General features: G+C 69.7%; 20 protein-coding genes and 1 pseudogene. 14 read left to right on the top strand and 7 right to left on the bottom strand.

All coding sequences use genetic code 11. From position 1 onward, the window contains the following. Positions 1 to 10 precede the first annotated feature (10 nt). Complete coding sequence (locus WC326_03780) at positions 11 to 2,767, top strand: PEP/pyruvate-binding domain-containing protein (protein ID MFA7330174.1); 2,757 nt, start codon at positions 11 to 13, stop codon at positions 2,765 to 2,767. Positions 2,768 to 2,787: 20 nt separating this feature from the next. On the opposite strand, the gene WC326_03775 is transcribed toward WC326_03780, so the two are convergent. Then, positions 2,788 to 3,177 carry a hypothetical protein gene (locus WC326_03775; GenBank protein MFA7330173.1) on the bottom strand — a complete coding sequence of 130 codons (390 nt, stop codon included), beginning with the start codon at positions 3,175 to 3,177 and terminating at the stop codon, positions 2,788 to 2,790. A gap of 174 nt (positions 3,178 to 3,351) precedes the next feature. Between WC326_03775 and WC326_03770 the strand changes: the two genes are divergently transcribed. Beyond that, on the top strand, positions 3,352 to 5,067 hold the full coding sequence (locus WC326_03770) for a hypothetical protein (protein MFA7330172.1): 1,716 nt from the start codon (positions 3,352 to 3,354) through the stop codon (positions 5,065 to 5,067). A gap of 13 nt (positions 5,068 to 5,080) precedes the next feature. Here WC326_03770 and WC326_03765 read toward each other — a convergent pair whose 3' ends face one another. From WC326_03765 to WC326_03745, 5 genes are all read right to left on the bottom strand, one after another. Then, positions 5,081 to 6,244, bottom strand: a complete 1,164-nt coding sequence (locus WC326_03765; protein MFA7330171.1) for a cobalamin-independent methionine synthase II family protein — start codon at positions 6,242 to 6,244, stop codon at positions 5,081 to 5,083. Then, positions 6,241 to 7,083, bottom strand: a complete 843-nt coding sequence (locus tag WC326_03760) for a phosphate/phosphite/phosphonate ABC transporter substrate-binding protein (GenBank protein ID MFA7330170.1) — start codon at positions 7,081 to 7,083, stop codon at positions 6,241 to 6,243. The genes WC326_03765 and WC326_03760 overlap by 4 nt, the downstream gene beginning before the upstream one ends. 141 nt (positions 7,084 to 7,224) lie before the next feature. Beyond that, positions 7,225 to 8,385 carry an acyl-CoA dehydrogenase family protein gene (locus WC326_03755; GenBank protein ID MFA7330169.1) on the bottom strand — a complete coding sequence of 387 codons (1,161 nt, stop codon included), beginning with the start codon at positions 8,383 to 8,385 and terminating at the stop codon, positions 7,225 to 7,227. Between the two features lie 14 nt (positions 8,386 to 8,399). Further along, positions 8,400 to 8,855 (bottom strand): OsmC family protein, encoded by a 456-nt coding sequence (locus WC326_03750; GenBank protein MFA7330168.1) that lies wholly within the window; start codon positions 8,853 to 8,855, stop codon positions 8,400 to 8,402. A 181-nt stretch (positions 8,856 to 9,036) separates the two neighbouring features. Further along, on the bottom strand, positions 9,037 to 12,675 hold the full coding sequence (locus WC326_03745) for a C25 family cysteine peptidase (protein ID MFA7330167.1): 3,639 nt from the start codon (positions 12,673 to 12,675) through the stop codon (positions 9,037 to 9,039). Between the two features lie 249 nt (positions 12,676 to 12,924). Between WC326_03745 and WC326_03740 the strand changes: the two genes are divergently transcribed. From WC326_03740 to WC326_03700, 9 genes are all read left to right on the top strand, one after another. Beyond that, the gene (locus tag WC326_03740; GenBank protein ID MFA7330166.1) at positions 12,925 to 15,285 is read left to right on the top strand and encodes a chemotaxis protein CheA; all 2,361 of its coding nucleotides are present in this window, start codon (positions 12,925 to 12,927) and stop codon (positions 15,283 to 15,285) included. A gap of 20 nt (positions 15,286 to 15,305) precedes the next feature. Then, the gene (locus WC326_03735) at positions 15,306 to 17,639 is read left to right on the top strand and encodes a methyl-accepting chemotaxis protein (GenBank protein MFA7330165.1); all 2,334 of its coding nucleotides are present in this window, start codon (positions 15,306 to 15,308) and stop codon (positions 17,637 to 17,639) included. Positions 17,640 to 17,648: 9 nt separating this feature from the next. Further along, positions 17,649 to 18,152, top strand: a complete 504-nt coding sequence (locus tag WC326_03730) for a chemotaxis protein CheW (protein MFA7330164.1) — start codon at positions 17,649 to 17,651, stop codon at positions 18,150 to 18,152. 70 nt (positions 18,153 to 18,222) lie between these two features. Further along, positions 18,223 to 19,047: a protein-glutamate O-methyltransferase CheR gene (locus WC326_03725; protein ID MFA7330163.1), complete on the top strand. Its 825-nt coding sequence runs from the start codon at positions 18,223 to 18,225 to the stop codon at positions 19,045 to 19,047. Continuing rightward, a complete protein-coding gene (locus tag WC326_03720) occupies positions 19,044 to 20,099 on the top strand; it encodes a chemotaxis response regulator protein-glutamate methylesterase (protein ID MFA7330162.1) in 1,056 nt (351 codons plus the stop codon). The genes WC326_03725 and WC326_03720 overlap by 4 nt, the downstream gene beginning before the upstream one ends. Continuing rightward, complete coding sequence (locus WC326_03715; GenBank protein ID MFA7330161.1) at positions 20,096 to 20,581, top strand: chemotaxis protein CheD; 486 nt, start codon at positions 20,096 to 20,098, stop codon at positions 20,579 to 20,581. Before WC326_03720 ends, WC326_03715 begins: the two co-directional genes overlap by 4 nt. Beyond that, the gene (locus WC326_03710) at positions 20,578 to 21,432 is read left to right on the top strand and encodes an HDOD domain-containing protein (protein MFA7330160.1); all 855 of its coding nucleotides are present in this window, start codon (positions 20,578 to 20,580) and stop codon (positions 21,430 to 21,432) included. The genes WC326_03715 and WC326_03710 overlap by 4 nt, the downstream gene beginning before the upstream one ends. A 7-nt stretch (positions 21,433 to 21,439) precedes the next feature. Beyond that, a complete protein-coding gene (locus WC326_03705) occupies positions 21,440 to 21,838 on the top strand; it encodes a response regulator (GenBank protein ID MFA7330159.1) in 399 nt (132 codons plus the stop codon). Further along, positions 21,835 to 22,278, top strand: a complete 444-nt coding sequence (locus tag WC326_03700; protein MFA7330158.1) for a chemotaxis protein CheX — start codon at positions 21,835 to 21,837, stop codon at positions 22,276 to 22,278. The genes WC326_03705 and WC326_03700 overlap by 4 nt, the downstream gene beginning before the upstream one ends. Here WC326_03700 and WC326_03695 read toward each other — a convergent pair. Then, positions 22,275 to 22,622, bottom strand: a complete 348-nt coding sequence (locus WC326_03695) for a hypothetical protein (protein MFA7330157.1) — start codon at positions 22,620 to 22,622, stop codon at positions 22,275 to 22,277. The two genes, WC326_03700 and WC326_03695, sit on opposite strands and share 4 nt — an antisense overlap. 193 nt (positions 22,623 to 22,815) lie before the next feature. Between WC326_03695 and WC326_03690 the strand changes: the two genes are divergently transcribed. The 3 genes and pseudogenes from WC326_03690 to WC326_03680 all read left to right on the top strand — a co-directional run bounded on the left by WC326_03690 (position 22,816) and on the right by WC326_03680 (position 26,428). Beyond that, positions 22,816 to 24,732, top strand: coding sequence for a hypothetical protein (locus tag WC326_03690; protein ID MFA7330156.1), 1,917 nt, complete (start codon positions 22,816 to 22,818; stop codon positions 24,730 to 24,732). A gap of 123 nt (positions 24,733 to 24,855) precedes the next feature. Then, positions 24,856 to 26,037, top strand: a complete 1,182-nt coding sequence (locus WC326_03685) for an asparagine synthetase B (GenBank protein MFA7330155.1) — start codon at positions 24,856 to 24,858, stop codon at positions 26,035 to 26,037. Between the two features lie 49 nt (positions 26,038 to 26,086). Then, a pseudogene (locus WC326_03680) lies at positions 26,087 to 26,428 on the top strand (DUF559 domain-containing protein). Positions 26,429 to 26,465: the final 37 nt, after the last annotated feature.

The following is a 26,465-nucleotide window of genomic DNA, read 5'->3' as shown; positions in this document are numbered from 1 at the left end:
AGGGAGTGAGATGAATCTGTCCGCACAGCTGATCGGGCCGCGGGACGCCGCGCGGCTGGAGGTCGCCCAGGCCGGCGGCAAGGGCGCCAACCTGGCCCGCCTGCAGGCGGACGGATTCCCCGTTCCCGCCTGGTTCGGGCTGGCCAGCGGCCTGCTGCCCTGGCTGCTGGAGAACGATCCGGCCTTCGCACCGTCGGCCCGGGTCATCGCCACGTTGGTCGAGGCTGCGCCGGAGGATCGGCTGGCCGCCGGCCGCCACGTTCGTGACACACTGCTGGCGCTGGAACCGCCCGCCGCCCTGGTGCAGGCGCTGGAGGAGGCGCTGACCCGCCACATCCCGCCGGGTCGGCCCATCTCCGTGCGCTCCTCGGCCGCCGACGAGGACGGCCGGCGCGTCTCCTTCGCCGGTCTGCACGACAGCTTCCTGTTCGTGCACGGAGCCGAGGAGGCGGCCCGGCGCGTGCTGCAGGTCTGGGCCTCGGCCTGGAACGAGCGCGCCCTGGCTTACCGGCAGCGGCAGGGCCTGCCTGTGGCCGAGCCGCGCATGGCCGTGGTCCTGCAGGAAATGGTGGACGCGGCGGTGAGCGGCATCGCCTTCACGGCCAACCCCAACACGGGCAACGTGCAGGAGATCCTGATCAGCGCGTGTTACGGCGCCGGCGAGGGCATCGTCAGCGCCGGGCTGGACGCGGACCTGTTCGTGGTGGCCAAGCAGGGCGGCAGCTGGACGTCCACCCTGGCCCGCAAGACCGAGCAGCTGCGACACGCGGGCGCCGGGGAGTCCGGCCTGCGGCGGATCCCCGTCCCGGCGGAGCTGCAGGAGCGGCCCAGCCTGAGCGATCCCCAGCTGCGCGAACTCGCCCAGCTGCTGCTGCGGCTGGAGGCGCGCTTCCGCGAGCCCCAGGACGTGGAGTTCTCCCTGGACGAGGCGGGCCGGCTCTTCCTGCTCCAGGCACGGCCCGTGACCACCGTGTCCAGCGCGGGACCGGCGGCCGGCAACCCGGTGGTCTGGGACAACTCCAACATCATCGAGAGCTACTCGGGGCCCACCAGCCCGATGACCTTCAGTTTCATCCGCCACGCCTACACCATCGTCTACCACTGCTTCGCCCGCGTGATGGGCATTCCTCCGGCGGAGGTGGAGCGCAACCGCCACGTCTTTCAGAACATGCTGGGGCTGTTCCACGGCCGCGTGTATTACAACCTGCACAACTGGTACCGGCTGGTGGCGCTCTTCCCGGGCTTCCGTTACAACAAAGCCTTCATGGAGTCCATGATGGGCCTCAAGGACAAGCTGCCGCTGGAGGAGGAGAACGCCCCGGACCAGAGCCGTGCGCGCCGGCTCTTCGTGGAGCTGCCCCGTCTGCTGCGGCTGCTCTGGCGCTCGCTGGGCAACTTCCGGCGCCTGGACCGGCTGGTGGCCACCTTCCAGGCCGACTTCCACGCGCACTACTCGCGCTGGCGCAGGCTGGACTTGGAGCGCATGGCGCCCCACGAATTGCTGGCCCTCTATCGCGAGATGGAGAGCGCGCTCTTGTGGAAGTGGGACACGCCGATCATCAACGATTTCTACGTGATGATCCACTACGGGCTGCTGAAGAAGCTCTGCGCCGACTGGTGCGGGGATGCGGGCGGCGCGCTGCAGAACGACCTGATCTGCGGCGAGGGCGATATCGAGAGCACGCGGCCCACCAAACTGCTGATGGAGATCGCGCGGACCATCCGGGCGCGCCCGGACTGGCGGGCCGCCTTCGAGCAGGCCACGCCGGACGAGCTGGCCGCGAGCGTGCCCACCAGCCCGGAGCTGGCCCCGGTCTACGAACGCATCGCCTTCTACCTGGACGAGTACGGCTTCCGCTGCATCAACGAGCTCAAACTCGAGGAACCCTCGCTCAAGGAGACGCCGCGCTTCGTCTACCAGGTGATCCAAAACTACCTGCGTGCCGACGAGGAGCTCATCGACCCGGCCCGGCTGGAGGAGCGCGAGCAGGTCATCCGGCGCGAGGCCGAAGGGCGGGCCCACGCGGCCTTGGGCGGCGGACCTGCCGCGTGGCTGAAGCGCCGGATCTTCCAGTGGATCCTGGGCGGCGCGCGGCGCGGCGTGCGCAACCGGGAGAACCTGCGCTTCGCCCGCACCCGGATCTACGGCCTGCTGCGCGAGCTGCTGAACTCCATCGGCCGGACCTTCGAGCGCGAGGGCCTGCTGGATTCCTGGCGCGACATCTACCTGCTGACCATCGACGAGGTCTGGGACTTCATCCTGGGCACGGCGGTGAGCACGGATCTGCGCGGCCTGGCCGAGCTACGCCGGCGGGAATCCGACTCCTGGCGGGCGGCGGACGCCCCCGTGCCCGACGACCACTTCACCACCTGGGGCATGGCCTGCCACCGCAACGACGGCCGCGACTGGCGACCGGCGGCCACGGACTCGCCGGCGGGCGGTCTGCAGGGCATCGGCTGCTGTCCGGGGCAGGTGCGCGGAGCCGTGCGCGTGGTGGCCTCGCCCCTGGACGACCTGGCCCTGAACGGCGAAATCCTGGCGGCGGGGCGGACGGATCCGGGCTGGGTGCCGCTCTATCCGTCCATCTCCGGGCTGCTGATCGAGCGCGGGAGCATCCTCTCGCACTCGGCCATCGTGGCCCGGGAGATGGGCATCCCCACCATCGTGGGCATCGCCGGATTGCTGGCTGCGCTCAAGGACGGCCAGGTGGTGGTGATGGACGGCAGCAAGGGCCTGCTCAGCATCGAGGCAGATGGTGATGCGTGACCGTCAAGATCAGCCGGCGCTCAGGAACGGGACCGGGCCTCGCGGTTGCGCACCATCACGTAGGCGATGAGCGCGCACGCGAAGAAGAGCAGGAGCATCCAGGCGATGGCGCCCAACGTGCCCATGGCCGTCTGGTAGACTTCCAGGGTCAGGCGCTCCCAGGTGATGGTCAGCGGTTCGCCCAGCTTGTCCTCGGGCATGATGTAGCGCTCCAGCGAGTGCACGCGCACGCCGCCGGAGACCCCCACGACCAGCATGGCGAAGGACAGGTAGCGGCGCCAGACCAGCGCGATCTCGTCGGCGATGATCCGGTCCAGGATCTTGCCGATGGACTGGCGGAAGGCGCGGGCCACGGCCAGCGAGACCGCCACGGCGATGGCCAGGGTGAGTCCCATCAGGGCGAAGAACATCGGGGCCTCCTCTGCTGTGCGGCCGCCGGGCCGCCGGTGGAGTCCGGACGGCGGCAGTCCGCGCCGGCCCCAGGATGGCAATTTGCCGGCACGGCAGACGGGTTTCCCTTCGGGCAGCAGGTTCGTTTTCCCAAGTTGCGCCCGTCCCCGCCACTTGTCACACGGGAGCCACCCATGAAGCGATTGATCCTGCCCCTGGCCCTGCTGGCCGTCCAGGCCCGGGCCACCGTGCCCCAGCGCGCGGAGAATCCCTGGGAGGGCGCGCCCACGCAGTCCACGGCCGCGCTGCGCCCGGCGGCCCGCGAACTGCCCGCGCCGTTGGGGCCCTTCAGCTGGCTGCGCGAGTACGCGCAGATCGCCGCCTTCCTGGCCGATTGGCAATACCTGCAGGTCGGAAACGCCCAGTACGGCGGGATGATCGAGGCCGAGGCCGGGCCGCTGGGAAACGTGATCCAGACCGACAACACGCTGGAGGCCATCTGGGTCTGGTCGCGCTGGCGGAGCTGGACGGGCCGCGCGGACTACGACGCCCACGTGGCCGCCGCCTGGACCTACTGCCTGAACCATCCGGCCTGGCTGGAAGAGGGCGGGCTGAACGACAACTACTATCGCGCCCACAATTGCGCCTGGGGTCTGGCGGCCGCCCTGGAGTACGAAGCCGCCAGCGGCGACACCACGCGCCGGAGCTACGGCCGCACCTGCGCCACCTACATCGCGGCCCATCCGCTGCCGCTGGGCTCCGCGTCGGGAATGAATGCCATGGTCACCGGCTGGTGCGCGGGCAGCTTGTACGAATACGGCGTGGAGACCGAGCGCGCGGACCTGCGTGCGGCGGCCGTCGAGCAGGGCCTGGACCTGCTGGACTTCGTGGAACAGGATCCCGCGCGCTGGCTGGCCTGGGACGAGTGGGCCATGAGCGGCGGCACCATGCTCTGGGGCCTGTGCCGCTCCGTGTTCCGCGACGCGCCGCTCTACGGCCAGCAGTGGCTGCAGGACCACGTCTTCCAGGTGCCCGACTGGGCGGACTGGCACAACGTGGACGGCTACGATTGGGACGGCTCCTGGAACGTGGCCTACGCCAACGGTCTGTTCGCGGTGACGGAGGCGGTGGGCGACCCCGTCTCCAGCGAGCGAGCGCGCCGCATCGCCGAGAACCTGCTCTCCCACGACACGGACGACGACGGCGGGATCATGGCGGAGAGCGAGGATCCGGACACGGAGGACATGAGCTGGGTGACCTGCTACCTGGCCCGCTTCTGCGTGGCGCGGCTGGTGGGCCGGCCCGCGCCGCGGGACGTGGGGCCGCTGCGCCTGCACGGCCTGCTGGACGAGGCCGTGGTACCGGCGGGTCAGCCGTTGGAGTTGCGCGTGGTGGTGGCCAACCACGGCCTGGAGGACGCCGACAGCGTGGGCGTGGTCCTGGAGGTGGACGGCGAGACCCTGCAAACCGACGCCTTCGTGGTCAGCGCCGGGCTGGACACGCTGGACTTCGCGAGCTGGACTCCCCCCACCAGCGGGCGCCATCGCCTGCGGGCCTGGACGGTCTGGGCGGGCGATCAGCAGGCCGCCAACGACACGCTTTGCATCGACCTGAACGCCCTGGCCCCGCCGGTCACCCGCAGCGGCGCGCTGGCGGACGCCGGACGACTGCCGGCACGCCTGCGGGACGGGCGCCTGGAACTGACGCTGCCTGCGGCCGCCCCGCTGCGGATCGAGGTCTACAACCTGCTGGGGCAGCGCGTGCTGGCCTTCACAGAGGCCGTGCCGGCGCCGGGTTTGCACAGCCTGCGCTGGCAGGAGCGGGCCGCAGAACTGGCGGACGGCCTCTATCTCCTGCGCGCCGAGTCCGGCGGGCGGGTCGCCCTGCTGCGCGCGCCCCTGCTGCGCTGATCGGCCCCGTCTCCTACAGTGTGCGGCTCCGCAGCTGGCGGGCGGCCTCGACGATGGCGCGCAGTTTGCCTTCGGCGACGGCCGCGCTGTTCATGGGGCGCTCGCTGAAAGTGGCGAAGCCGCAATCCGGGTTGAGGAAGAGCTTGTCCGCGGGCATCAGTTCCAGCGCCTCTTCCACGCGCAGCAGAATCTCCGTCGGACTCTCCACGCCGGGCGTGCGGGGATTCACCACGCCCAGGCCCAGCTCCTTGTTGCCGAAGGCCAGCAAGTCACCGGCGCGCGGCGTGGCGTACTCCAGCACCAGCTGGCTGACCCGGATGCGCTGGAAGACCGGCTCCAGCGGCCGATAACTGCCCGCCAGCAGGGTTTCTTCGCGCGTGCTCCAGTTGCCGCGGCAGACGTGCAGGGCGCTGCGCGCGGCGCTCAGTTCGTGGATCAGGTCCGTCACGCGGTTGATCAGGCCCACGGCGAAGTCCAGCTCCGCCGCCGGGTCCTGGCTGGCCGCCAGCGCCGCGCACATGAAGGTGCGTGTCCGGCCCTTGGTGAAGACCAACTCCGTCAGCACGGGCTCGTCCAGCTGGATCACGGCCACGCCCAGGCCGCAGAGCTCCGCCACCTCCGCCTGCAGCAGGGCCACCACGTCCTCCGCCAATTCCTCCTTGGAGGCGTAGACCCCGCGGGTGAGTTCGGGCACCCAGAACGCACGGGTCAGGATATAGGGGCCGGGCAGGGTCACCTTGAGCTGCTTGTGGGTCACGCTCTTGAGGAACCGCGCGTCTTCGGCGGCCAGGGGCTCGCGCCGGCGCAGGCGACCCGTGCAGGTGGGGTTGCGGATGGCCGTGGCCGGCACGTCCAGGCTCTCCAACAGCGTCTCGAAGCCCTGGCGGTCCTCCACGTGCTCCAGCAGTTCGGCCAGGGTCATCAGGGTCACGCCGTCCAGGCGGTCGGCGACGAAGGAGTAGAAGTTGTCGCGGGTCAATTCGCCGTCGGTGACCAGATCCACGCCCGCAGACTCTTGCAGCTCCACGCAGCGCCGGACCTCGTCCCGCGCCAGTTCCAGAAAGCCCACGCGCGGCAGCTCGCCCGACCGCAGCCGTCGCTGGGCGTGGAGCAGTTCACGGCTGCGCGGCCAACTGCCCACCATGGTGACGGGAAAGAGCGGCAACGTCGGCCTCATGCGCGGCTCCACTCGCCCGCCGCGCGACGCTCGAAGAAGCGCAGGGTATCCACGGCGCGTCCCAGCGGGCCGAATCCGCTCTGTCGCCCCGGTCGCCACTCCTTCAGGCCCTCCATGTCCATCATCTCGCGCTGGGCCGGGTCGGAGTAGTCCATCCCGAACAGGACCTCCAGCCAAGCCTGCTGTTGTTCCAGCGGGAAGTCCCCGCGCACGGTGAAGATGCAGTGGTCGAATGGCTCGGTGCTCAGCAGCACGCGAAAGGCCGCGGAGTCCAGGCTGCCATCCGCACACCAGGCCTGCCAGTTGAGATCCAGCAGGGCCGCCGCCTCCACGTCGCCGGACTGCAGCGCCAGCAGGGCATCGCGCTCGCCGCCCACGTGGTCGCCGTGTTTGCCCACCAGCACGTCGAAGCGCGAGGCCGTGAAGTCCCGGCCCTCGACGAGTCCCGCCTCCGCCAAGGTCTGCAGCGGGATCAGCGTGGCCTGCGGGCTGTCCCAGGCGCCCAGGCCCACCCGGCGGCCGCGCAGGTCCGCCACGGAGCGGATGCCCGAGTCCGCCCGCACCACCAGGTGCGAGATCCGGTCCTGATCCGTGTCCCGCATCGCGATGCCCCGGCAGTCGCCCCCGGTGCGGCGCTGCATGTCGAGCCAGGCCAGGGGCGAGTTCCAGGCGATCTGGAACTGGCCCTGGAGGTGGCTCTCCACCATCAGTTCGTAGTTGTTGTAAAAGACCGTGTCCAGCGGGCATCCGTGTTGCCGGAAGTACTCGGCGATGATCTCCCAGATGAGGACCACCTTGGGATCGTATACCACGGCCCCCACCAGAATGGGCTTGCTCATGTCCTGCTCCTCGTTGTCCTGTTCGTGATGCCGGCGCGGATCTCGTCCCGCGCGGGTGATCACCTGTGTGTCTCAACCAGCCGGTCCTTCCCTAGCGCCCCACGGCGGAAACCGCCGCCCTGCCGCCTGCGGCGAAAGGGGCTACCCGAACACCGGCAGGCCCACCAGCGCGCGGCCCACGAATTCGCGGATGGCGTCGGAGGTGGGGGCCATGACACTCATGGCGCGGCAGTCGCGGAAACAGCGTTCCACCTCCAGGTGGCGGCTGAAGGCCGCGCCGCCGCAGGCCAGCATGGCCAGCTCCGTGGTCTCCCGCGCCGCGTCCGCCGCGGAAGCCTTGCTCTCCAGCACCAGCAGGGTGGTGGCCTCCGTGGGCTCCTCCACGCTGTCCAGGGTCACGCTGATGTGGGCCCGGGCTCTGTCGGTGATGATGCGCATCTGCGCCAGCCGCGCACGCAGCACGGGCAGGTCGCTGAGCGCCCAGTCCAGGTGCTGCAGGCGGCTGGAGGTCAGGTGTCCGGTAGTGAGGCGGATGGAGGCCTCGGCCAGCCCGGTGGCGATGACCGCGCAGCCCAGTTGGAACACCGGCAGCACCACGCCCAGCATGATCTCCAGGGCGCCGCCCGCCGGACCCATGCGCCGTTCCGCCGGAATGCGGCAGCCGGCCAGGGTCATGGGGTTGCTGGCGTTGCCCCGCAGGCCCACGCCGTCCCAGCCTCCCGTGATGGTCCAGCCCGGGTCGCCGGCCTTCACCAAGTAAAGGTCGATGCCTTCGCCTCCTGCTCCCGTGCTGGTGGCGACATAGCCGTCCGCGTGGCCGGCGGTGGTCACCCAGCTTTTCACCGCGTCCAGCACCACCGTGTCGCCCTCCGCGCGTGCCGTGCCCACCGGCGCCCAGAAGTGACTTCGGCTGCCCTTCTCGCTCCAGGCCAGGGTGCTCAAATGGCGCCCCGCGGCCACCTCGCGCAGTAGGGCCGGGAAGGGCCCCGCCGGGTTGCGCGCCGCCTCCGCCACGTAGCACGAGCTGCCGCACAGGTGCATGAGGAAGACCATGGCCGTGCTGCCGCAGCGCTGGCCCAGTTCCTCCAGGACCGCCATGGCCGCGCGCAGGCGCAGGCCCTGCCCGCCGTGCTCCACCGGCACCAGCAGGCCGAAGAGGCCCGCCTCCGCCAGGGCCTGCAGCGACGCGGAGGGGAAAACTCCCTCCCGATCCACCCGCACGGCGTGGGGTGCGATCTTCTCGTCCGCCAGGGCGGCCGCACGGGCCACCAGCAGCTGTTCTTCCACTGTCAAGCGATACATGGGAACTCCTTTTGTCAGATGAGTTTGAGTTCGATGTTCACGGGGCAGGCCCGGCGCAGGGTCTGCAGCAGGGGCGAGGTCCGGCTCGCCGCCTGCCAGCAGGCCGTGGCCGTCTCGTCCTCCCCCTCGTCCAGGAAGCCCGTCAGGTAGCAGGAGCCGCTGACGCCGGCCAAGGCCGGCGAGCCCTCGGCGCCACGCACGCCCAACGCGGCCAGCGGATCCTCCAACTCGGCGCGCAGGCTCAGCTCCAGGGATTGCACTTCAAGGCCGGTCCGGCCCAGCTCCGCCTGCAGGCGCAGCACCAGGTCTGAGCCCAGCGCGGCCAGCAGCAGGTCCAGCGAGGATGGATGCCGATCCCGCCGGCCGAGGCCGAGCGGGGAGTCGCTCAGCAGGTCGTGGCCGCGGGTTTGCGCGCGGGCGGGGCCGTCTGTGCCGGCGCGAACTCGCGCCGTCCAGGTTGTGCCCGTCACGTGGAGTGACCGATGTGGGGAAGCGGTCGTGGCATGGGGATGAACCTACGATCCGGTTCGCCCCGCCGCCACTGTGTGAAGAACTAAACAACGCTGTGTGACACAATCGGCGGCCATGGTTCAAAGGGAACGGGGGCCTGGGGCCCCCGCTCGTGCGATCAACAGGCTGCTCTGTCGCGCCCTAGGGCAGGAAGAGCACGCGGGTCACGGCGCGCAGATCGCCCAGCCGGGCCTCCACCAGATAGACGCCGCCCGCCAGGGCTCCGCCCTCGAACAGGAAGCTCCGCGTGCCCGCCGAGCTGGGGCCGTCGTAGAGGCGCCGCACGCGCTCGCCGCGCAGGTTGTAGACGCTTAGCTGCAGTTGGCCAGCCTGGGGGATCCGCAGGGACAGCCGCGTGGAGGGGTTGAAGGGATTGGGCGTGGCGGAGAGGATCTCCAGCCTCTGGGGCCGCCGGGCCGGTTCCACGCCCGTCTCTTCGTAGGCCTGGGCCGTGGTGATCAGCAGGGCCGTCTGGTTGCCCAGGGTCTGGGCGCCGGTGGCGTATTGGCCGTTGAAGGCGTACTCCAGTCCGGCCTGCTGGTCCGGCCGCTCCACGCCCACAGTGAAGAAGTGGTCGCCCAGGGTGGTGATCACGTCCTGGTACTGCAGCAGGATCTCGCCGTCCCCGGTGGGCGTGGGCCAGTAGGCGGGATCCCGCAGGATGGCCTGGAACCAGTTGTCCTGGTAGGGGTGGCCCGTGTGCTGGAAGTTGTTCCACTGCACGACGAAGATGTGCTGGTCGGCATCGTAGTAGCGGTAGCAGTGGCCGAAGCGGCTGCTGCCGAAGTAGTTGTAGAGGTCGGCCCAGAAGACCGCCAGCATGGCGTTGGGCCCCTGGGCGGCGGGAATCGGTGTGTTCAGCCCCAGGATGTGGTCGTGCTGGTCGCCCATGGCCAGCCAGCCGTTGGAGCAGATGGTCAGACTGTCATAGTCCACGCCGTAGAAGCGGAAGGTGAAGGGCAGAGCCACAGCCTGGCTGACGCCGTCCAGGCCCTCCTCGTTGAAGGCCACGCCCTCGTCGTTGAGGATCACCTCCGTGCCCGTCTGGGCGATGTTCACCCACTGGTAGTCGGGCGCGGCATCGCCGCTGTCGTCGTGGTGGTAGATCAGGTAGCCGTGCTCGTCGGGACCCACGGGGTCGGTCAGGGCCACCTGCCCGATCTCCAGCGAGAAGGGCAGGCGCGCCGCAGTGGAACCGTCCGCGCGGAAGAAGACCGCCTCCAGCGGCAGCTGGGAGCCGTCCAGCACGGCCTCGTCGATCCGCACGCGGAAGGGCCCGGCCTCGCCGGTCGCGCCGGGGGCCAGGAGTTCGCACGTCGCCGTGCTGTCCAGCACGGTCAAAGCGCCGGAGAGCGCGAACAGGCGGCCCCACGCGGCGTCCAGCGCCAGCGGTCCGGCGTTGTGCAGCTCCAGCAAGAGTTCGCCTTCGTCGCCGGCCTCCAGTTCGCCGGGATCCGAGAGCAGGCCGGCCAGCTCGGGCAGGGCGCCCACAGCGCTCAGTCGCAGGACGTGCCGCCAGAGCTCGCCGCCCTGGGGGTCGCGCAGGCTCAGCTCCAGCGCCAGCTCCTGGCCGTGCTCCACGCTGGGCGCCACCAGCAGGCTCAAACCCTCCACCTCCAGGCTGGCGCCCGCACCCAGCTCCGGCAGCTCGTGGGAGTCCGTCAGCACGCTGCAGCGTTCGTCCAAGGCCCGCAAATGCAGGGTCTGGCCCGCCGGGCTGCCGGCGTCGCCCACCTCGCCCAGCAGGATGCGCAGGCCCAGCGTGTCCCCGGCCGCCACGGCCAGGCTGTCCTCCAGCAGGCTCCACTCCAGCAGTTCGGTCAGCGCCTCGGCCTGGCCGGGCGAGAAGTCCACGCGCCAGGGGATGTGATCGTCGGCGTGGGCCACCAGCCGCAGGGGCTCGGCGGGCAGCGGGGCCGTCTCCAGCTCCACGCGGCCGCTCGCGTCCGTCCGGCCCAGGGCCAGAATCTCGCGCTCCGCGTTGCTCAGGCAGACCCAGATGTCGGCGGCGGGCTGGCCGTCGCCGGCCTGCAAGTCCACGTCCAGGCGTGTGACACCGCGGGCCGGGGTCGTCCACTGGGGCGCGGCCAGGGCCTGCTGCTCGCCCAGCCGCAGGCGCGTGCCCGGGTCGCCCAGCAGGTTGTAGGCGTAGAAGTAGAAGCGCACGTTGGTGCCCTGGTTGGTGGAACCCGGGTCGTACCACACGCCCTGGCGGTCGTTGGGGAAGCAGCGCCACAGCTCGCCCTTGCCGCGCTCCAGCAGGGCGCCCACCTCGCGCACGTCCTCGCGCAGCAGGCCCTGGTAGATCCCCAGGTCGATGCAGTTGTTCCACTTGGAGTGCGTGTCCTCCTCGGAGGGGCCGATGAAGGCCACAGCGCCGGTGGGCTCGCTGCCGGAGCCGGCCCGCAGGAAGCCCTCGCCCAGGCAGGGGTCGTAGTTGGTGTTGGCGAAATCGCCGCCGCCGCAGACGATGCTGGTCACCAGCGGCCACATGCCGAAGTTGCTCAGGTCGTCCATCTGGTCCACGCCGAACTGCGGCCCGTTCCACTTCTCCCGGTAGCCGAAGCCGCGGTAGTTCACCACGGTGCGCCCGCCGTTGAGCATGCTGGTGACCACGCCGGGCGGCAGCGGATTTTGATAGCGGTCGTTGCGGATGGTGTCCACGGCGGCGAAGCCGACCTCCAGCAAGTGCTGGCGGATGGCCAGCGAGGTCTCCCGCCGGCTGCCCGCGCCGGAGACGTCGTAAATCACTGCGCCCTTGCGCGTCCACTGGTCGTCCACCTGGGTGGGTTGCTGATCGTAGAGCAGCAGCCGGTTGACCATCACCGAGAGCTGGTTGGCGTTGTCCGCCGGCAACCGACCCACCAGGATGTCCGAGAAGTAGTCGTCGCCCTCCAGCATGCCCAGCGAATGGTCGCTGACGATGTTGCGGCCCCAGGCGTCCTCGGCGTACTGGCCGCCGGGCACCAGGTCGCCGGGCACGTGATACTCGTTCTGCGAGATGTTCATGTCGCCCACCAGCAGCAGGTAGTCCAGGCCTTCGCCGGACAGCAGCTGCTGGGCCAGCACCTGGATGGGCTCCCAGTTGTTGCCCGTGACGCCGATGGACTCGCTGCTGCGGACGTCCACCACGTAGCCCTGGCTGCGGCGCCAGTCCACCCATTCATCCAGGTAGGAGAGCGAGCTGTTCTTGCCCACCACCAGGTAGCGGCCCAGGGGCAGTTCGCCCGTGCGCGCCGCGGCCTGCCGCTCCACCAATCCGCCGTTGAGGGCCCGTTCCCGGGCGCGCTCGACTTGCAGGAGCGAGCGACAGCCCCGGCCCGGGGCGGGGTTGTGCACCTGGCCGACGTCGAAGGTGACGCGCAGGACCAGTTCCTCCAGCCGCGCGCCCTGCGCCGAGAGCGGCGCCACGGAGAGGGCGCTGTAGCGCTGGCCCAGCCAGAGCACGGGCGCGCCCAGCGACCAGCAGGCCGGCGTCGGCGCGGCGCCATCCGACCAGCGCTCGACCAGCACCTGGGCCACGGGGTCGGCCGCCGCCGGCAGCGCCAGCCAGGCGCCCAGATTCAGCGGGGCCGCCTCGGGGTCCGGCGCCGCCAGGTCCGGCAGCTGACCCGCCCGCTCCGGGGACAGGCTCAGGCGCAGCTCCAGCCCCTGGTCGCTCTCGCTCAGCAGCTCCACGCGCCAATCACCACTGGCGGGCACCCAGCGGTCTTCCGTGGCCCGGCCTGCCCGGGCCAGTACCAGAACGATGGCCATGAACAGCAACAAGTTGCGTTTCATCAAAGCTCTCCCGGGCTGAATCATGCACAAATCGCGAGGATCATGAACGCAATCGCGGGGCCAATCAATGTGTCAGCTTCGTGTCGGTGAATCCTGAATCAAATCCGCTTGGGACAGGCAACACTTTGTGAAGTCTGGTTGCCCACTTGTCCAGCATTCCCCCCGCTGAATCCAGCAAAGCCGACGACCGATAGAGCGCAAGCAGACCGTCCGAGCGGGACGGCCGCCCCGCGAAGCGAAGGAAGGTCCATGGACGAGGAACACCGCGAATTGCTGGCCGGCTTTCTGGTGGAGAGCCGCGAGCTGCTGGACGAGGTGGAGCCGGAACTGATCCGGCTGGAGAAGGATGCCCAGGCCGGCGAGGTGCAGGGCGACACCCTGGACAAGGTCTTCCGGCTCTTCCACTCCCTCAAAGGCGGCGCCGGGATGCTCAACCTGGGCACTATCCAGCAGGTCACGCACAAGGCCGAATCCATCCTCAGCCTCTATCGCAAGGGCCAGGCCAAGCCGGTGGGCCGCCAGATCGACCTGCTCAACCGCAGCTGCGACTTCGTGCGCCAACTGCTGGACCTGGTGGAAAGCCAGGGCCACGACCAGGGCCGCGAGTCCGAGGCCCACGAGCTGGGCAGCCTGCTGACCCTGGTGCGCGAGTGCCTGGAGCGCGGCGAGGACGGTTCCAGGTGTTTGGACGAGGCCTTCGGCAGCCCGCCGTCCGCCGAACCCGAGCCTGTGCCCGCGCCGGTCGCCAGCCCGGCCCCGGTGGCGGACTTCCAGGTGCTGATCACCGACGAGCTGATCCAGCAATTCCTCACGGAATCCGAGGAGCTGCTGGCCAGCGCCGAGGAGTCCATCCTCAGCCTGGAGAAGCACCCCGAAGACCCGAACCTGCTGGACACGGCCTTCCGGGCCTTCCACAGTTTCAAGGGCAACTGCGGGATCATGGGCTTCGGCGACCTACAGCGGCTCAGCCACCAGGTCGAATCTCTGCTGGACCGCGTGCGCCAGCAGCACCTGACCCTGAACAGCGGCATGCACAGCCTGCTGCTCAGCTGCTTCGATTTCATCCGCGGCGCCCTGACCCGCCTGAGCGAGACCAAGGACGCCTCGCTGCCGGCCGTGCAAGGCCTGCTCAGCATGCTGCGGGACGCCGCCGAATCCTACGACGCGCCGCTGCCCATCCAGCCCGTGGAGGCGGCCCCGGCGCCCACCGCGCCGCCCGCGCCGGAGCCGATTCTGCTGGAGCTCGCCGCCGCGCTGGTCCCGCCGCTCGTGGCACCCGCCCCCGAGCCCGCGCGGAGTGATGAGGGCGCCAAGTCCGCCGCGCCTGCCGCAGCCGCGCCTGCTGCCGCCGCGTCGCCCTCCTCCTCCGCCACGCCGCGGCCCAGCATCCGCGTGGACGTGGACAAGCTGGACCGCCTGCTGGATCTGGTGGGCGAACTGGTGATCGCCGAGACCATGGTGGCGCAGAATCCCGATCTGACCCAGTCGGGCCTGCCCCTGGACCGCTTCGAGCGCAGCGTGCGCCAGCTGGAGAAGATCACGCGCGACCTCCAGGACGTCTCCACCTCCATCCGCATGACCACGCTCTCCGGGTTGTTCCGGCGCATGCCGCGCCTGGTGCGCGACCTGGCCGTGCGCACGGGCAAGCAGGTGGAGCTGCTGATGAGCGGCGAGGAGACCGAGGTCGACCTGACGCTGATCGAGAAGATCTCCGACCCGCTGGTCCACATCATCCGCAACAGCCTGGATCACGGCCTGGAGACGGCCGCCGAGCGCGTGGCCGCCGGCAAGAGCCCCCAGGGCACCGTGCACCTGAGCGCCCGCGTGGTGGGCAGCGAGGTCTGGATCCTGGTGGAGGACGACGGCCGCGGCATGAACCGCGAGCGCATCCTGGGCAAGGCCGTCGAGCGCGGCCTGATCCCGGACGACGGCGCGGGCATGTCCGACGAGCAGGTCTGGGCCCTGGTCTTCGAGCCCGGCTTCTCCACGGCCCAGCAGGTGACGGACGTCTCCGGCCGCGGCGTGGGCATGGACGTGGTGCGCCGCAACATCGAAAGCATCAGCGGGCGCGTGGACATCCGCAGCAAGCCCGGCCACGGGTCCACGGTCATCCTGCGCATCCCGCTCACCCTGGCCATCACGGACGGCATGATCCTGCGGGTGGGCGACAACCGCTACGTCATGCCGATCATCCACATCCGCGAGAGCCTGCAGCCCGCCGAGGCCCAGGTCACGCGCACCATGGACGGAATGGAGATCCTGCGCATCCGCGGCGAGCTGCTGCCCGTGCTGCGCCTCCACGAACTCTTCGGCATCCCGAGCCAGCACCAGGAGCTGGGCGCGGGCATCGCGCTGGTGCTGGACAACGAGGGCCGCACCCTCTGCCTGTTCGTGGACGAGATCCTGGGCCAGCAGCAGATCGTGGTCAAGGGTCTGAGCCGCTACCTGGGTGCCGTGGCCGGCGTGAGCGGCTGCACCATCCTGGGCGACGGCGAGATCAGCCTGATCCTGGACATCCACGGGATCTTCGACCAGGCCTTCCGCACCGTGGGACAAGAATCGATCCGCAGCGCGGTCCCCCCCCGGGACGTCGCTCGCCAGCACATCTGATCCGAGTTGCGAGGTTTTCGATGAAGTTGAACGACCTGTCCATCCAGACCAAACTGGGCGCCATGTTCGGCACCATCGTGTTGATGGTGATGGTGGGCGCCGCGGTGGTGGTCCAGCAGACCGGCAAGCAGCTGGACGACTCCAAACTGGTCAACCTGGCCGGCCGCCAGCGCATGCTGGTGCAGAAGATCACGCGCCTGGCCACGGACTACCAATTGATGGCCGTGACCGGCATGCCACCCGAGGTGATCAGCTCCATCCAGCGCGAGCTGGACGAGACCATGATCCTGTTCGAACACACCCAGGACGCCCTGCGGGACGGGGACGACAAGCTGGGCATCGAACCCATCGGGCACGCCGCGCTGCGCGCCGACCTGGACAGCGCCAAGGTGATGTGGAAGGACTTCGACGACCAGCTGCACTTCATCATCCGCAGCCCGGCGGGATCGCCCGAGGCCCTGGCGGCCGTGACCTTCCTGCGGGCCAACCACCAGTCCATCATCGGGCAGTACAACGACATCACCACGGGCTTCGAGGAGGCCAGCACCAACAACGTGAAGCTCGTGCGGGCCCTTATCCTGCTGGCCATCCTGGGCACCTCCTCCGTCTCCGTGGTCTCGGTGCTGCTCGCGCGCAAGATGATCTCGCGGCCCATCACGGAGCTGGCGGACGTGGCACGCCAGGTGGAGTCGGGCAACCTGGACCTGGTGCTGAAGGTGAAATCCGCCGACGAGATCGGGCAGCTGCGCTCCTCGATCAACGAGATGATCGCCGGGCTGAAGCGCGGGCGCGGCGAGACCCAGCACGCCGCGGCCCAGGCCGAGGGCATGGTGGAGCGCATCCACCAGACGGTGGCCGCGCTGCAGCAGGGCCACCTGAAGGAACGCGTGGACACCCGGGGCGCCGAGGGCAAGTTCCGCCAGCTGGGGCTGGGCGTCAACAGCGCGCTGGACACGCTGACCAGTCCTATCCACCAGACCAGCCAGGTCCTGGCCCAGTACGCCAACGGCGACTTCTCCGCCGAACTGCGCGACCTGCCGGGCGAGCTGCAGCAGCTGCCCGACTCCCTCAAGCACATCCGCGAGAACCTGGAGCTGCTGATCCAGGAGATCATCTCCGTGGCCGAGGCCGTCCAGGAGGGCCGCATGAGCAGCCGCGGCCAGGCCGCCGAATTCCAGGGCAGCTACCGCGTGGTGATCGAGCGCTTCAACCAGAGCCTGGACGCCATCGGCAAGCCCTTCGCCGCGCTGAACACCAGCCTGGAGCAGGTGGCCGGCGGCGACCTGCGCAGCCGGATGGAGTGCACCACCGGTCACGACATCGGCGTGCTGACCGCGCGCTACAACGACACCATCGCCTCGATGGAGCAGGTGCTCGCCCAGGCCAAGGGCATGGTCCAGAGCGTGGACCTGGGCTCGCGCCAGGTGTCCGACACCAGCCAGGCCCTCTCCCAGGGCGCCACGGAGCAGGCCGCCGCGCTGGAGGAGATCAGCTCCAGCCTGATCGAGGTGGCGGGCCAGACCCGCACCAACGCGGCCAACGCCAGCCAGGCCAACCTGCTCTCCAACAAGGCGCGCGACGCCGCGCACCGGGGCAACCAGCAGATGCAGCGCATGCTGGAAGCCATGCAGGACATCAGCAAATCCTCCAAGGAGATCAGCCGCATCATGAAGGTGATCGACGAGATCGCCTTCCAGACCAACCTGCTCAGCCTGAACGCCGCGGTGGAGGCGGCCCGGGCGGGCGCCCACGGCCGCGGCTTCGCCGTGGTGGCCGACGAGGTGCGCAACCTGGCCCAGCGCAGCGCCAAGGCCGCCCAGGAGACCAGCGAGCTGATCGAGGGCAGCGTGCGCGTGATCGACCAGGGCGGCAGCATCGCGGCGGAGACCGCCGGCGCGCTGGCCGAGATCGTCACGGGCATCACCCAGGCCGGCGACCTGGTCAGCGAGATCAACAGCGCCTCCAGCGAGCAGTCCACGGCCATCGAACAGGTGACCGAGGCCCTGAAGCAGATCGACGAGGTGACCCAGACCAACACGGCCTCCGCCGAGGAGGGCGCCTCGAGCGCCCAGGAACTGAGCAGCCTCGCCGGACGCCTGCGCGACGAACTGGGCCGCTTCCAGGTGAGCGGCGAAGCGGTCCGTCAGCCCGCGGCCGCTGCTCCGGCGCGCTCCGCGGCCCGGGCGACCCGTCCCGCCGCCAAGCCGGCCCGCAGCACGCGCGGCGTGCCCCGTCCGGCCAGCCGCCCGGCGGCGCCGCCGCCGGACGAGGGCAAGGGCTGGGTGGACCTGGAGTCCCCGCTGCGGCCGGAGGACATCATCCACCTGGACGACCACGACTTCGGCGAGTTTTAGGAGAGGCCCATGAGCACGCTTGACCGGCTGATCGCCGACGCGGAAGACTCCGTCGACACCCTGGACCAGAAGCACCTGACCTTCCGCCTGGGCAGCGAGGATTACGGCATCCCCATCGCGGCGGTGATCGAGATCATCGGCATCCAGCCCATCACCGACCTGCCCGAGGTGCCGCCCTGGATCCGCGGCGTGGTGAACCTGCGCGGCCGCGTGGTGCCCGTGATGGACGTGCGTCTGCGCTTCGGCATGCCGGCCCGCGACTACGACGACCGCACCTGCATCATCGTCGCCAGCATGAACGGCGAGAACGTCGGCCTGATCGTGGACGCCGTGCGCGAGGTGATGAGTATCCCGCCGGAACAGGTCACGGCGCCGCCCTCGGTGGGCAGCTCGGCGGCCAACCAGTACATCCACGGCCTGGGCATGACCGGCGAGCGCGTGGTGATCCTGCTGGACACGGGGCGCCTGCTCTACGGCGAGGCCCACGAGCGGCTGGGCGCGGCGCTGCGGTAGACGGGGGACCGGTGCTCGTCCGGTCCGAAGTGGCAAGCGAGCAGGTTCGGCAGATTCCCAGAGGCGATGCGTGGTCCTCGAACTCTCCCAGGATGCGTTCTCGCGGCTCAGCCGCCTGGTCTACGATCGCTTCCGCATCCTGCTCACCGAACGCAAGCGCTCGCTGGTGGTCAGCCGCCTGAGCCGCTTCGTGCAGACCCAGGGCTTCGAGCGCTTCGAGGACTACTTGGACTCCGTGGAGGACGACCGCTCCGGCCGCGCCGTCTCCGAGCTGGTGAACCGCCTCTCCACCAACTTCACCTTCTTCAACCGCGAGCCCGCCCACTTCGAATTCTTCCAGCGCACCTTCCTGCCGGAGCGCGACCGCGCGGCACGCGGCGACAAGCGTCTGCACATCTGGGTGCCGGGCTGTTCCAGCGGCGAGGAGCCCTGGATGCTGGCCATCTGCCTGTCCGAGCACTACGGCCCAACGGTGGCCCAAAAGGCCGCCATCCTGGCCACGGACATCTCGGCGCGCGCGCTCTCCACGGCCCTGGAGGGCCTCTACAGCGGGGAGAACACCAGCCGGCTGCCCGCCAGCCTGCGGCACAAGTACTTCGACGAAGTGGGGCCGGACTCCTGGCGCGTCAAGGACGGCCTGCGCAACCTGGTGCTGTTCCGCCGGCTCAACCTCAACCGGCCCTCCTATCCCTTCCGCCGGCCCATGGACGCGATCTTCTGCCGCAACGTGATGATCTACTTCGACCAGCAGACGCGCGAAGCCCTCTCCCGGCGCTTCCACCTCAACCTGCTGGCCGACGGCTGCCTGTTCATCGGCCACTCCGAGACCATCGAGAGCACGGAGTTGTTCTCCCGCGTGCTGCCGGCCATCTATCGGCGGAAGGAGACGGCGTGAGCGGCCGCCGCGTCCGCGTGCTGGTGGTGGACGACTCCGCCCTGGTGCGCGCCGTCCTGACCCAGGGCCTGGCGCTGGATCCGGAGATCGAGGTGGTGGGCAGCGCCAGCGATCCCTTCGTGGCCCGGGACCGCATCGTGCAGCTCAGGCCCGACGTGCTGACCCTGGACGTGGAGATGCCCCGGATGGACGGCGTGGAGTTCCTGCGCCGCCTGATGCCGCAGCATCCCCTGCCCGTGCTGATGGTCAGCGCGCTGACCGAACGCGGGGCGCAGATCACCATGGAGGCGCTGGAGGCCGGCGCCGTGGACTTCGTCACCAAGCCGGCGGCGGACGTCCAGCGCGGGTTGGGCGAGATGCTGGCGGAGCTGCGCGAGAAGGTCAAGGCCGTCTCCCGCGCGGACGTCAGCCGCTGGAAGACCGGCGCCGCCCAGCCCCGGCCCCGGCCCGCGGCCACCCGCGCCCTGGCCGTCACCACCGACAAGATCATCGCCGTCGGCGCCTCCACGGGGGGCACCCAGGCCGTGCGCGACTTGATGAGCGGCTTTCCCGCCGACATGCCGGGCACGGTGATCGTGCAGCACATGCCGCCGGGCTTCACGCGCCTCTTCGCCCAGAACCTCGACCTGGTCTGCGCCATGACCGTGCGCGAGGCCCGCGAGGGCGACCGGCTGATTCCCGGCCTGGCACTGGTGGCGCCGGGCGACCAGCACCTGCGCGTGGTGCGCAGCGGCGGCACCTATCTGGTCAAGCTGGACTCCGGCGAGAAGGTCAACGGCCACCGGCCCAGCGTGGACGTGCTGTTCCAGAGCGTGGCCCGGGACGTGGGCGCCAACGCCACGGGCGTGATCCTGACGGGCATGGGCGGCGACGGCGCCAAGGGGCTGCTGGAGATGCGCCAGGCGGGCGCCCGCACCCTGGGCCAGGACGAGCGCAGCTCCATCGTCTACGGCATGCCCAAGGTGGCGGCCGAACTGGGCGCGGTGGAACAGCAGGGCAACCCCGCCGCGCTGGGCGACCGGCTCGTCTCCTTCTTCGAGAAGCGGCCATGAACACGCTCTACGCCGGCATCGGCGAACTGGTCGTGAGCAAGAGCGCGCAGGACGAGCTGAAGACCATGGCCCTGGGCTCCTGCGTGGGCGTGATCCTGCTGGATCCCGTCAACCGCATCGCCGGCCTGGTCCACGTGGCCCTGCCCGAGGCCAGCATCAACCCCGAGCGCGCCCAGCGCAAGCCGGGCAGTTTCGCGGACACGGCCATCCCCGCCCTGCTGGCGGAGGTGCGCCGCCTGGGCTGGAACGGCCAGAGCCGGGTGATCATCAAGCTGGCCGGCGGCGCGACCATCCTCGACGCCAACAACACCTTCAACATCGGCAAGCGCAACCTCCTGGCCGTGCGCAAGGCGCTCTGGGAGCACCGCCTGGCCCCCCTGGCGGAAGAGACGGGGGACTCCATCAGCCGCACGGTGGTCGTGTCCATCGCCACGGGGAAAGTGCGCATCTCCACCCCGGGGCGGGAGGATCATTACCTATGATCAACGCCGACGTCCTGGCCGCGCGCGTCCAGCAGGTGCCCCTGCTCAGTCCCGCCGTGCGCAAACTGATCGTCATGCTGGGGAACCCGGCCGCCAATCTGCGGGAGATCTCGCAGCTGGTGGAGATCGACCCCGCCCTGACCATCCAGGTGCTGCGCGCGGCCAACGCCGCCTTCTTCCACCGGGGGATGGAGATCCGCAGCGTGCAGCAGGCGGTGTCGCATCTGGGCGAGGAGCTGGTGTTCAGCGTGGCGGTCCGCACCTGTGCGGGCGACGTGATGAACCACCCGCTGCAGGGCTACATGGCCGACGACACCTGCCTCTGGTCGCACAGCGTCTACACGGCCCTGGCCGCGCGCCAGCTGGCGCACCTGAACTCCGAGGGCCCCGAGCCGGACCTGGCCTACACGGCGGGCCTGCTGCACGACATCGGCAAGGCCATCCTCTCCGACTGGCTCTGCCGCGCGCCCGGCTCCGTCGCCCGGCGGGTGGCGGATCCCGGCGACCACGAGTTCATCCAGATCGAGGAGTCGCTGCTGGGCATCAACCATCAGAGCGCGGGCCACGCGCTGGCCCGGCACTGGATGCTGCCCGAGGTGATCTGCGACGCCATCCTGCATCATCACAAGCCCGGGCTGGCCGGCCCCAAGTCCGCGTGGCTGGCCGAGATCGTCCACGTGGCGGACCTGCTGGCCCTGATGGCGGGCTTCACCACGGGCGCTGACGCCCTCAACTACCGGCTGGATCTGGCCGGTCTGAAACACTTCAAATTCTCCCGGGCGGAATTGGACCGCCTGGTCTCGCTGGTCCAGGAGGAATTCCTGAGTGCGGGCCAGGCCCTGCTGGAATGAGGTGAGCATGAGTCTGCGCGTGCTGATCGCCGACGACTCCGCCATGGCGCGGATGTTCCTCAAACGCTGTCTGGAAGCCACCGGCCTGCCCTGCGAGGTCCGGGAGGCGGTCAACGGCCGCGAGGCGCTGGATCTGCTGCTGCTGGAGCCCGCCGACGTGCTGATCACGGATCTGGTCATGCCCGTGATGGACGGCGAAGAGTTGCTGCGGCAGGTCAAAGACGATCCTCTCACCGCGGGCGTGCAGGTGGTGGTGGTCTCCAGCGCCAGCAACGAGAGTCGCCGGGACCGGCTGATCGTGATGGGTGCCAAGGCCGTGCTGGAGAAGCCGCTCTCGCCCTCCAACCTGGCGGCCGTCCTGCAGCAGGAGTCCGGCGACAGCTGGGGGGAAGGGGAATGGGCATGAGCGGGTGGCGTGCGGATCTGGCCCGGGCGCTGGAGGAAACGCTGGAGCAGCTGGCCTTCATGCTGGTGGAGGAACAGGAGGAATCCTGCCAGGCGGCGGCCGGCAGCCTCTGCTGGGCGCGGCTGGAGTTGCTGAGCCCGCTGCCGGGCCTGCTGGGAGTGGAGATGAGTCCGGACCTGGCCGCCCGCCTGCTGCAGATGGTGACCGGGGACGAGAGCGGGCGCGAGGCCCTGCTGCTGGACACCGTGGCCGAGTTGGCCAACACGGTGGCCGGGCGCTTCCTGAACCGGCGGCTGGGCGGCGGAACGGAGTTTCAATTGGGACTGCCGCTCGCGGGCCGCGGCGAATTGCCGGATAGCGGGCTGGTCTGGCAGCGACAAAGCTATCAGGTGGACGGCGGCTGTCTACGGATCAGCGTGACCGGGCGGGACTTCAGCTAAACCGCGGGCTCGATGGACGGAAAGGGTTCCTGGCCGCTGCCGAAGCGCGGTCCGGGTTGGGCGGGATCCGGCTTGGGCTGAGGATCGCCGGCCTCGGCGGGAGGCAGCTCCCAGCCGGAGGCGCCGGACTCGGGGAAGTTCAAATCCAGCGGATGATCCGGATCCTCGGGCAGCGCCTGGGACATGCGGTGCTCCAGCTCGGCAAACAGCTTGGCCGTGCCGGACAGGATCAACTTGATGGCTTCCGGATCCGCCCCTTCCTGCAACAGGGTGCTGGCCGCGTTGTTGAGTCGGATCAACGCGTCGGCGAAGGTTCGGTATCGGATGAGATCCTGCTTTTCCATTCGATCCTCTAGATGCGACCCTCAAAGCAAACGCCGTACCACTTGGCGTGTGACCCAGATCACCTTACCGGGCAATCGCTTGGCGAAAGAGTCCCTTGAGCCATCCTGTTAAACCTGTTCAAGATATGAGCAGCCGTGTGCGAGCCGGGGCCCTCCGGGCCAAAGTGTCGCGCAGGCTGGCTACCTTGGCCGCATGAAAAGTGTCCGATTCTGCACGTTCGCGACAACCGCCCTGCTGCTGGCCGCCCTGTGCGTCACGGCCCAGGAGCCCGCGCGCATTCGGCCCCTTCCGGAGGCTGTTCCGGATGCTTCGCAGCAGCGCCAGCGCCAGGCGGATCTGCAGCAGCAGGCCAACCAACTGATCCAGCAGGGCCAGTTCCAGCAGGCTCTGCGACTGCTGGAGGGACTGAGCGGCCAACGCGGCGACCCGGGGCCGCTGCTGCAGATGCTGGACCTTCAGGTGCGGCTCAAGGACGAGAGCGGCGCCCGCCGCAGCATGGACAGCCTGGCCGTCCGGCTGCCGGCGAGCGGCCCGCTGCGCAACGCGCTGGACTTTCAAATCAGCGGCGCGCTGGCCGGGGCCTGGTATCGTCTGGGTCAACCCGCCAAAGCCGCCGAGGCATGGAAAAAGCTGCGCGAGCAGGCGCGGACGGAAGAGACGGCCCTGGCGGTCTTCCAGAGTTATCGGCAGGTCCAGCTTCTCGATGAGTGCCTGGACTGGGCGCGCGAGCAGCGCCGCACGCGCGGGCTGCCGCAGCTTTGGGCGCTGGAAGTGGCGCAGCTTCACGAGGATGCGGGCCGCTGGAACGAGGCCTTCGACGAGCTGGCGGCCTGGCAGTGCGCGCGTCGCACGCCGGGCAGTCTGGTGGACACGCGCCTGCTGCGCCTGGCGGAGAACTGTCGGGAACGCGCAGCGCTGCTGGAGTACATGGTGAAGCGCGTGCGCGGCCGGGGCGGCTGCGCGGCGGTGGGTCAGGCCGTGCTGGGCGTGCTGACCCAGCAGGGGCGACCGGAGCAGGCCATCAAGCTGGCCTGGGAGCTGGATTCCGCCGACACGGGCAAGATCCCCTTCGAGCTGGCGCAGGATCTGGGTAAGGACGGCCGCCGGCAGGAATCCCAGGCCTTGCTGGAGGAGCTGAGCCGGCGCGGACGGCCGCAGCCCGCCCAGCCGGAGGGCCTGCTGCTCCAGGCGGACAATCTGGCCGCACTGGGCCGGGGCGAAGAGGCCCTGGCGCTCTATCGCCGACTGGCGGAACGCACGGACAGCAAGGGTCTGCCGGCGCGCCTGAAGGCCGCCCAGCTGCTGCACCGGCCGCTGGGCCGGCCCGAGGAGGCGATCCAGGAACTGGAGTTGTTGCTCAAGCGCCAGCCCGGCCACCCGGAGGGCGGACGCCTGCTGCTGCTGCTGCTGGGCAGCCAGGGCCACGAGCAGCGGGCCGCCGAAGTGCTCGGGGTGCTGCAGAACCGGGCCCGCGTGAACGAGGAGGAGCGGGCGGACCTGGCTTTCCTGGCCCTGCGCCTGGAGTGGTGGGCCGGCCGCTTGACGCCCTGCGGACGCAGCCTGGGCGCCTTCCTGCAGACCAGCACGCGCCAGGAGACCTTCAACGACGCCATCGACCTGGCCGACCTGCTGGCTTTCGCCACGCGCGATTCCCTCTGCGTGGCCGAGGCGGCGCGGGCGGACCGGCTGGCCTTCGCGGGTTCCTGGCGCGAGGCCCTGGAGCTGCTGCACAGCCTGGCGGAGGGCCGGCCGGACAAACTGGCCGAGTGGCTGGACTGGCGCGCCTGTCAGCTGGCCCAGGCCGAGCTGGACGCCGCGGGCCTGCGGCGGGAACTTGAGCGTTTCCGGCAGCGTCATCCGGCCTCCGTGCGGCTGGATCGGCTGGCCTGGATGGATCTGCTGGCCGCCGAGCGCGAAGGCCAGCCCCGCGAGGAACTGCGCCGACAGGCCCTGAGCCTGCTGGAGACCTGGCCGGGCAGCCTGCTCCAGGACGCCGTGCGCCGACGGCTGCGGGAGTGGGAGCCGGCGGACGCGCCGCCTCCGGCCACGCCGGCGTCCACGGACAAACCGGCTGCCGCGGATGAGCCCCGGGACGAGCGTCCCCGCTGACCCTGAAAGGCGGATCAACCCATGAGCACGACCAGAACCCTGCGCCGCGGCGCCTGCCTGCTGTCAATAGTGAGCCTAAGCCTGCTGCTGGCCGCCCCCGTCGCGGCCAAACTCCTCATCCCGATGGATCCCGGCCAGCGCGACCACCTGAAGGCCTACGGCGTGGCCTGGTGGACACTCAAGCAGGGCGTGGACGTGGAGTGGCTGCTGAACTACCGCGGCGGCTCCTTTCTGATGGACGAGTTCCCGGCCCTCGAGGAGCGCCTGGCGCTGACGGGCGTGACCTGGGAGAGCGCGGGCGGCGCCGAGACGGCGGCGATCTACGCCACCATCGAGCAGGAGAACATGGACCGCATCCTGCTGGAGAAGGCGCCCAAGGTGGCCATCTACGCGCCGCCGGACAGCCCGCCCTGGGACGACGCGGTGACCATGGCGCTGGAGTACGCCGAGATCGAGTTCGAGACGATCTGGGACGAGGAGGTGCTGGCCGGCAAGCTGGGCGACTACGACTGGCTGCACCTGCACCACGAGGACTTCTCCGGCCAGTACGGCAAGTTCTACGCCCAGTATCACGGCGCCGAGTGGTACGTGCGCCAGCAGGCCGAGTTCGAGGCCCTGGCCCACCGGCTGGGCTACGCCAAGGTCAGCCAGGAGAAACTGGCCGTCAGCCTGGCCATCCGCGCCTTCATGGAGAACGGCGGCTTCATGTTCGCCATGTGCAGCGCCACGGACAGCTACGACGTGGCCCTGGCCGCGTGCGGCACGGACATCTGCGACGCGGTCTTCGACGGCGACGGCCTGGATCCCGCCTGGCGCACCAAGCTGGACTTCGGCCAGTGCGTGGCTTTCACCGACTTCCAGCTCATCACCGACCCGTTGGTCTACGAGTTCTCCGACATCGACCTGGGCCCGATCACCGGCCGCTCCGTGCCCGAGGACCAGGACTGGTTCAGCCTCTTCGAGTTCAGCGCCAAATGGGATCCCGTGCCCACCATGCTCACCCAGAACCACACCGCCTGGGTGCGCGGCTTCATGGGCCAGACCACGGCCTTTCGGCGCGACCGGCTCAAGGCCCACGTGCTGGTCCTGGGGGAGATCGAAGGCTCCAACGAGGTGCGCTACATCCACGGCAACGTGGGCAAGGGCACCTTCACCTTTTACGGCGGCCACGACCCGGAGGACTACCGCCACATGGTGGGCGACCCCGAGACCCAGCTGAGCCTGCACCGCAATTCGCCGGGCTACCGCCTGATCCTCAACAACGTGCTCTTTCCGGCGGCGAAGAAGAAGAAGCAGAAGACTTGACTCCCTTCCCCCGCGCCCCGCGGGGGAAGGCGTCGCGCAGCGACGGGGGATGGGGGCCTTGAGAAGAACGAAGAAAATGTTGCACCACGCCCGTTGCCTTCGGCACGAAATGACCCAACAGGAGAAGGCGATCTGGGCGGCCCTGCGTAAAAGGCAACTGGGCAACTTCCGCTTTCGAAGGCAACACATTGCCGGTCCCTACATCTTGGACTTCGTCTGCTTGTCCACGCGGATTGTCATCGAGATTGATGGTGGCCAGCACGCCGAAAATCCCGTGCGCGACATCCAACGCGATGACTGGCTGAGGGAGCATGGCTTCACGGTCCTTCGCTTCTGGAATCATCAAGTGGACGAAGAATTGGACGCTGTTTTGGAGACAATCCTCCGTGAATCAAACCTGAATCGGGGTGGGATGGAGGAAGAACTGA

The organism is Candidatus Delongbacteria bacterium (assembly GCA_041675285.1).
GTDB lineage: Bacteria > CAIWAD01 > CAIWAD01 > CAIWAD01 > CAIWAD01 > CAIWAD01.
This window is presented reverse-complemented; position numbering and strand designations above follow the sequence as displayed.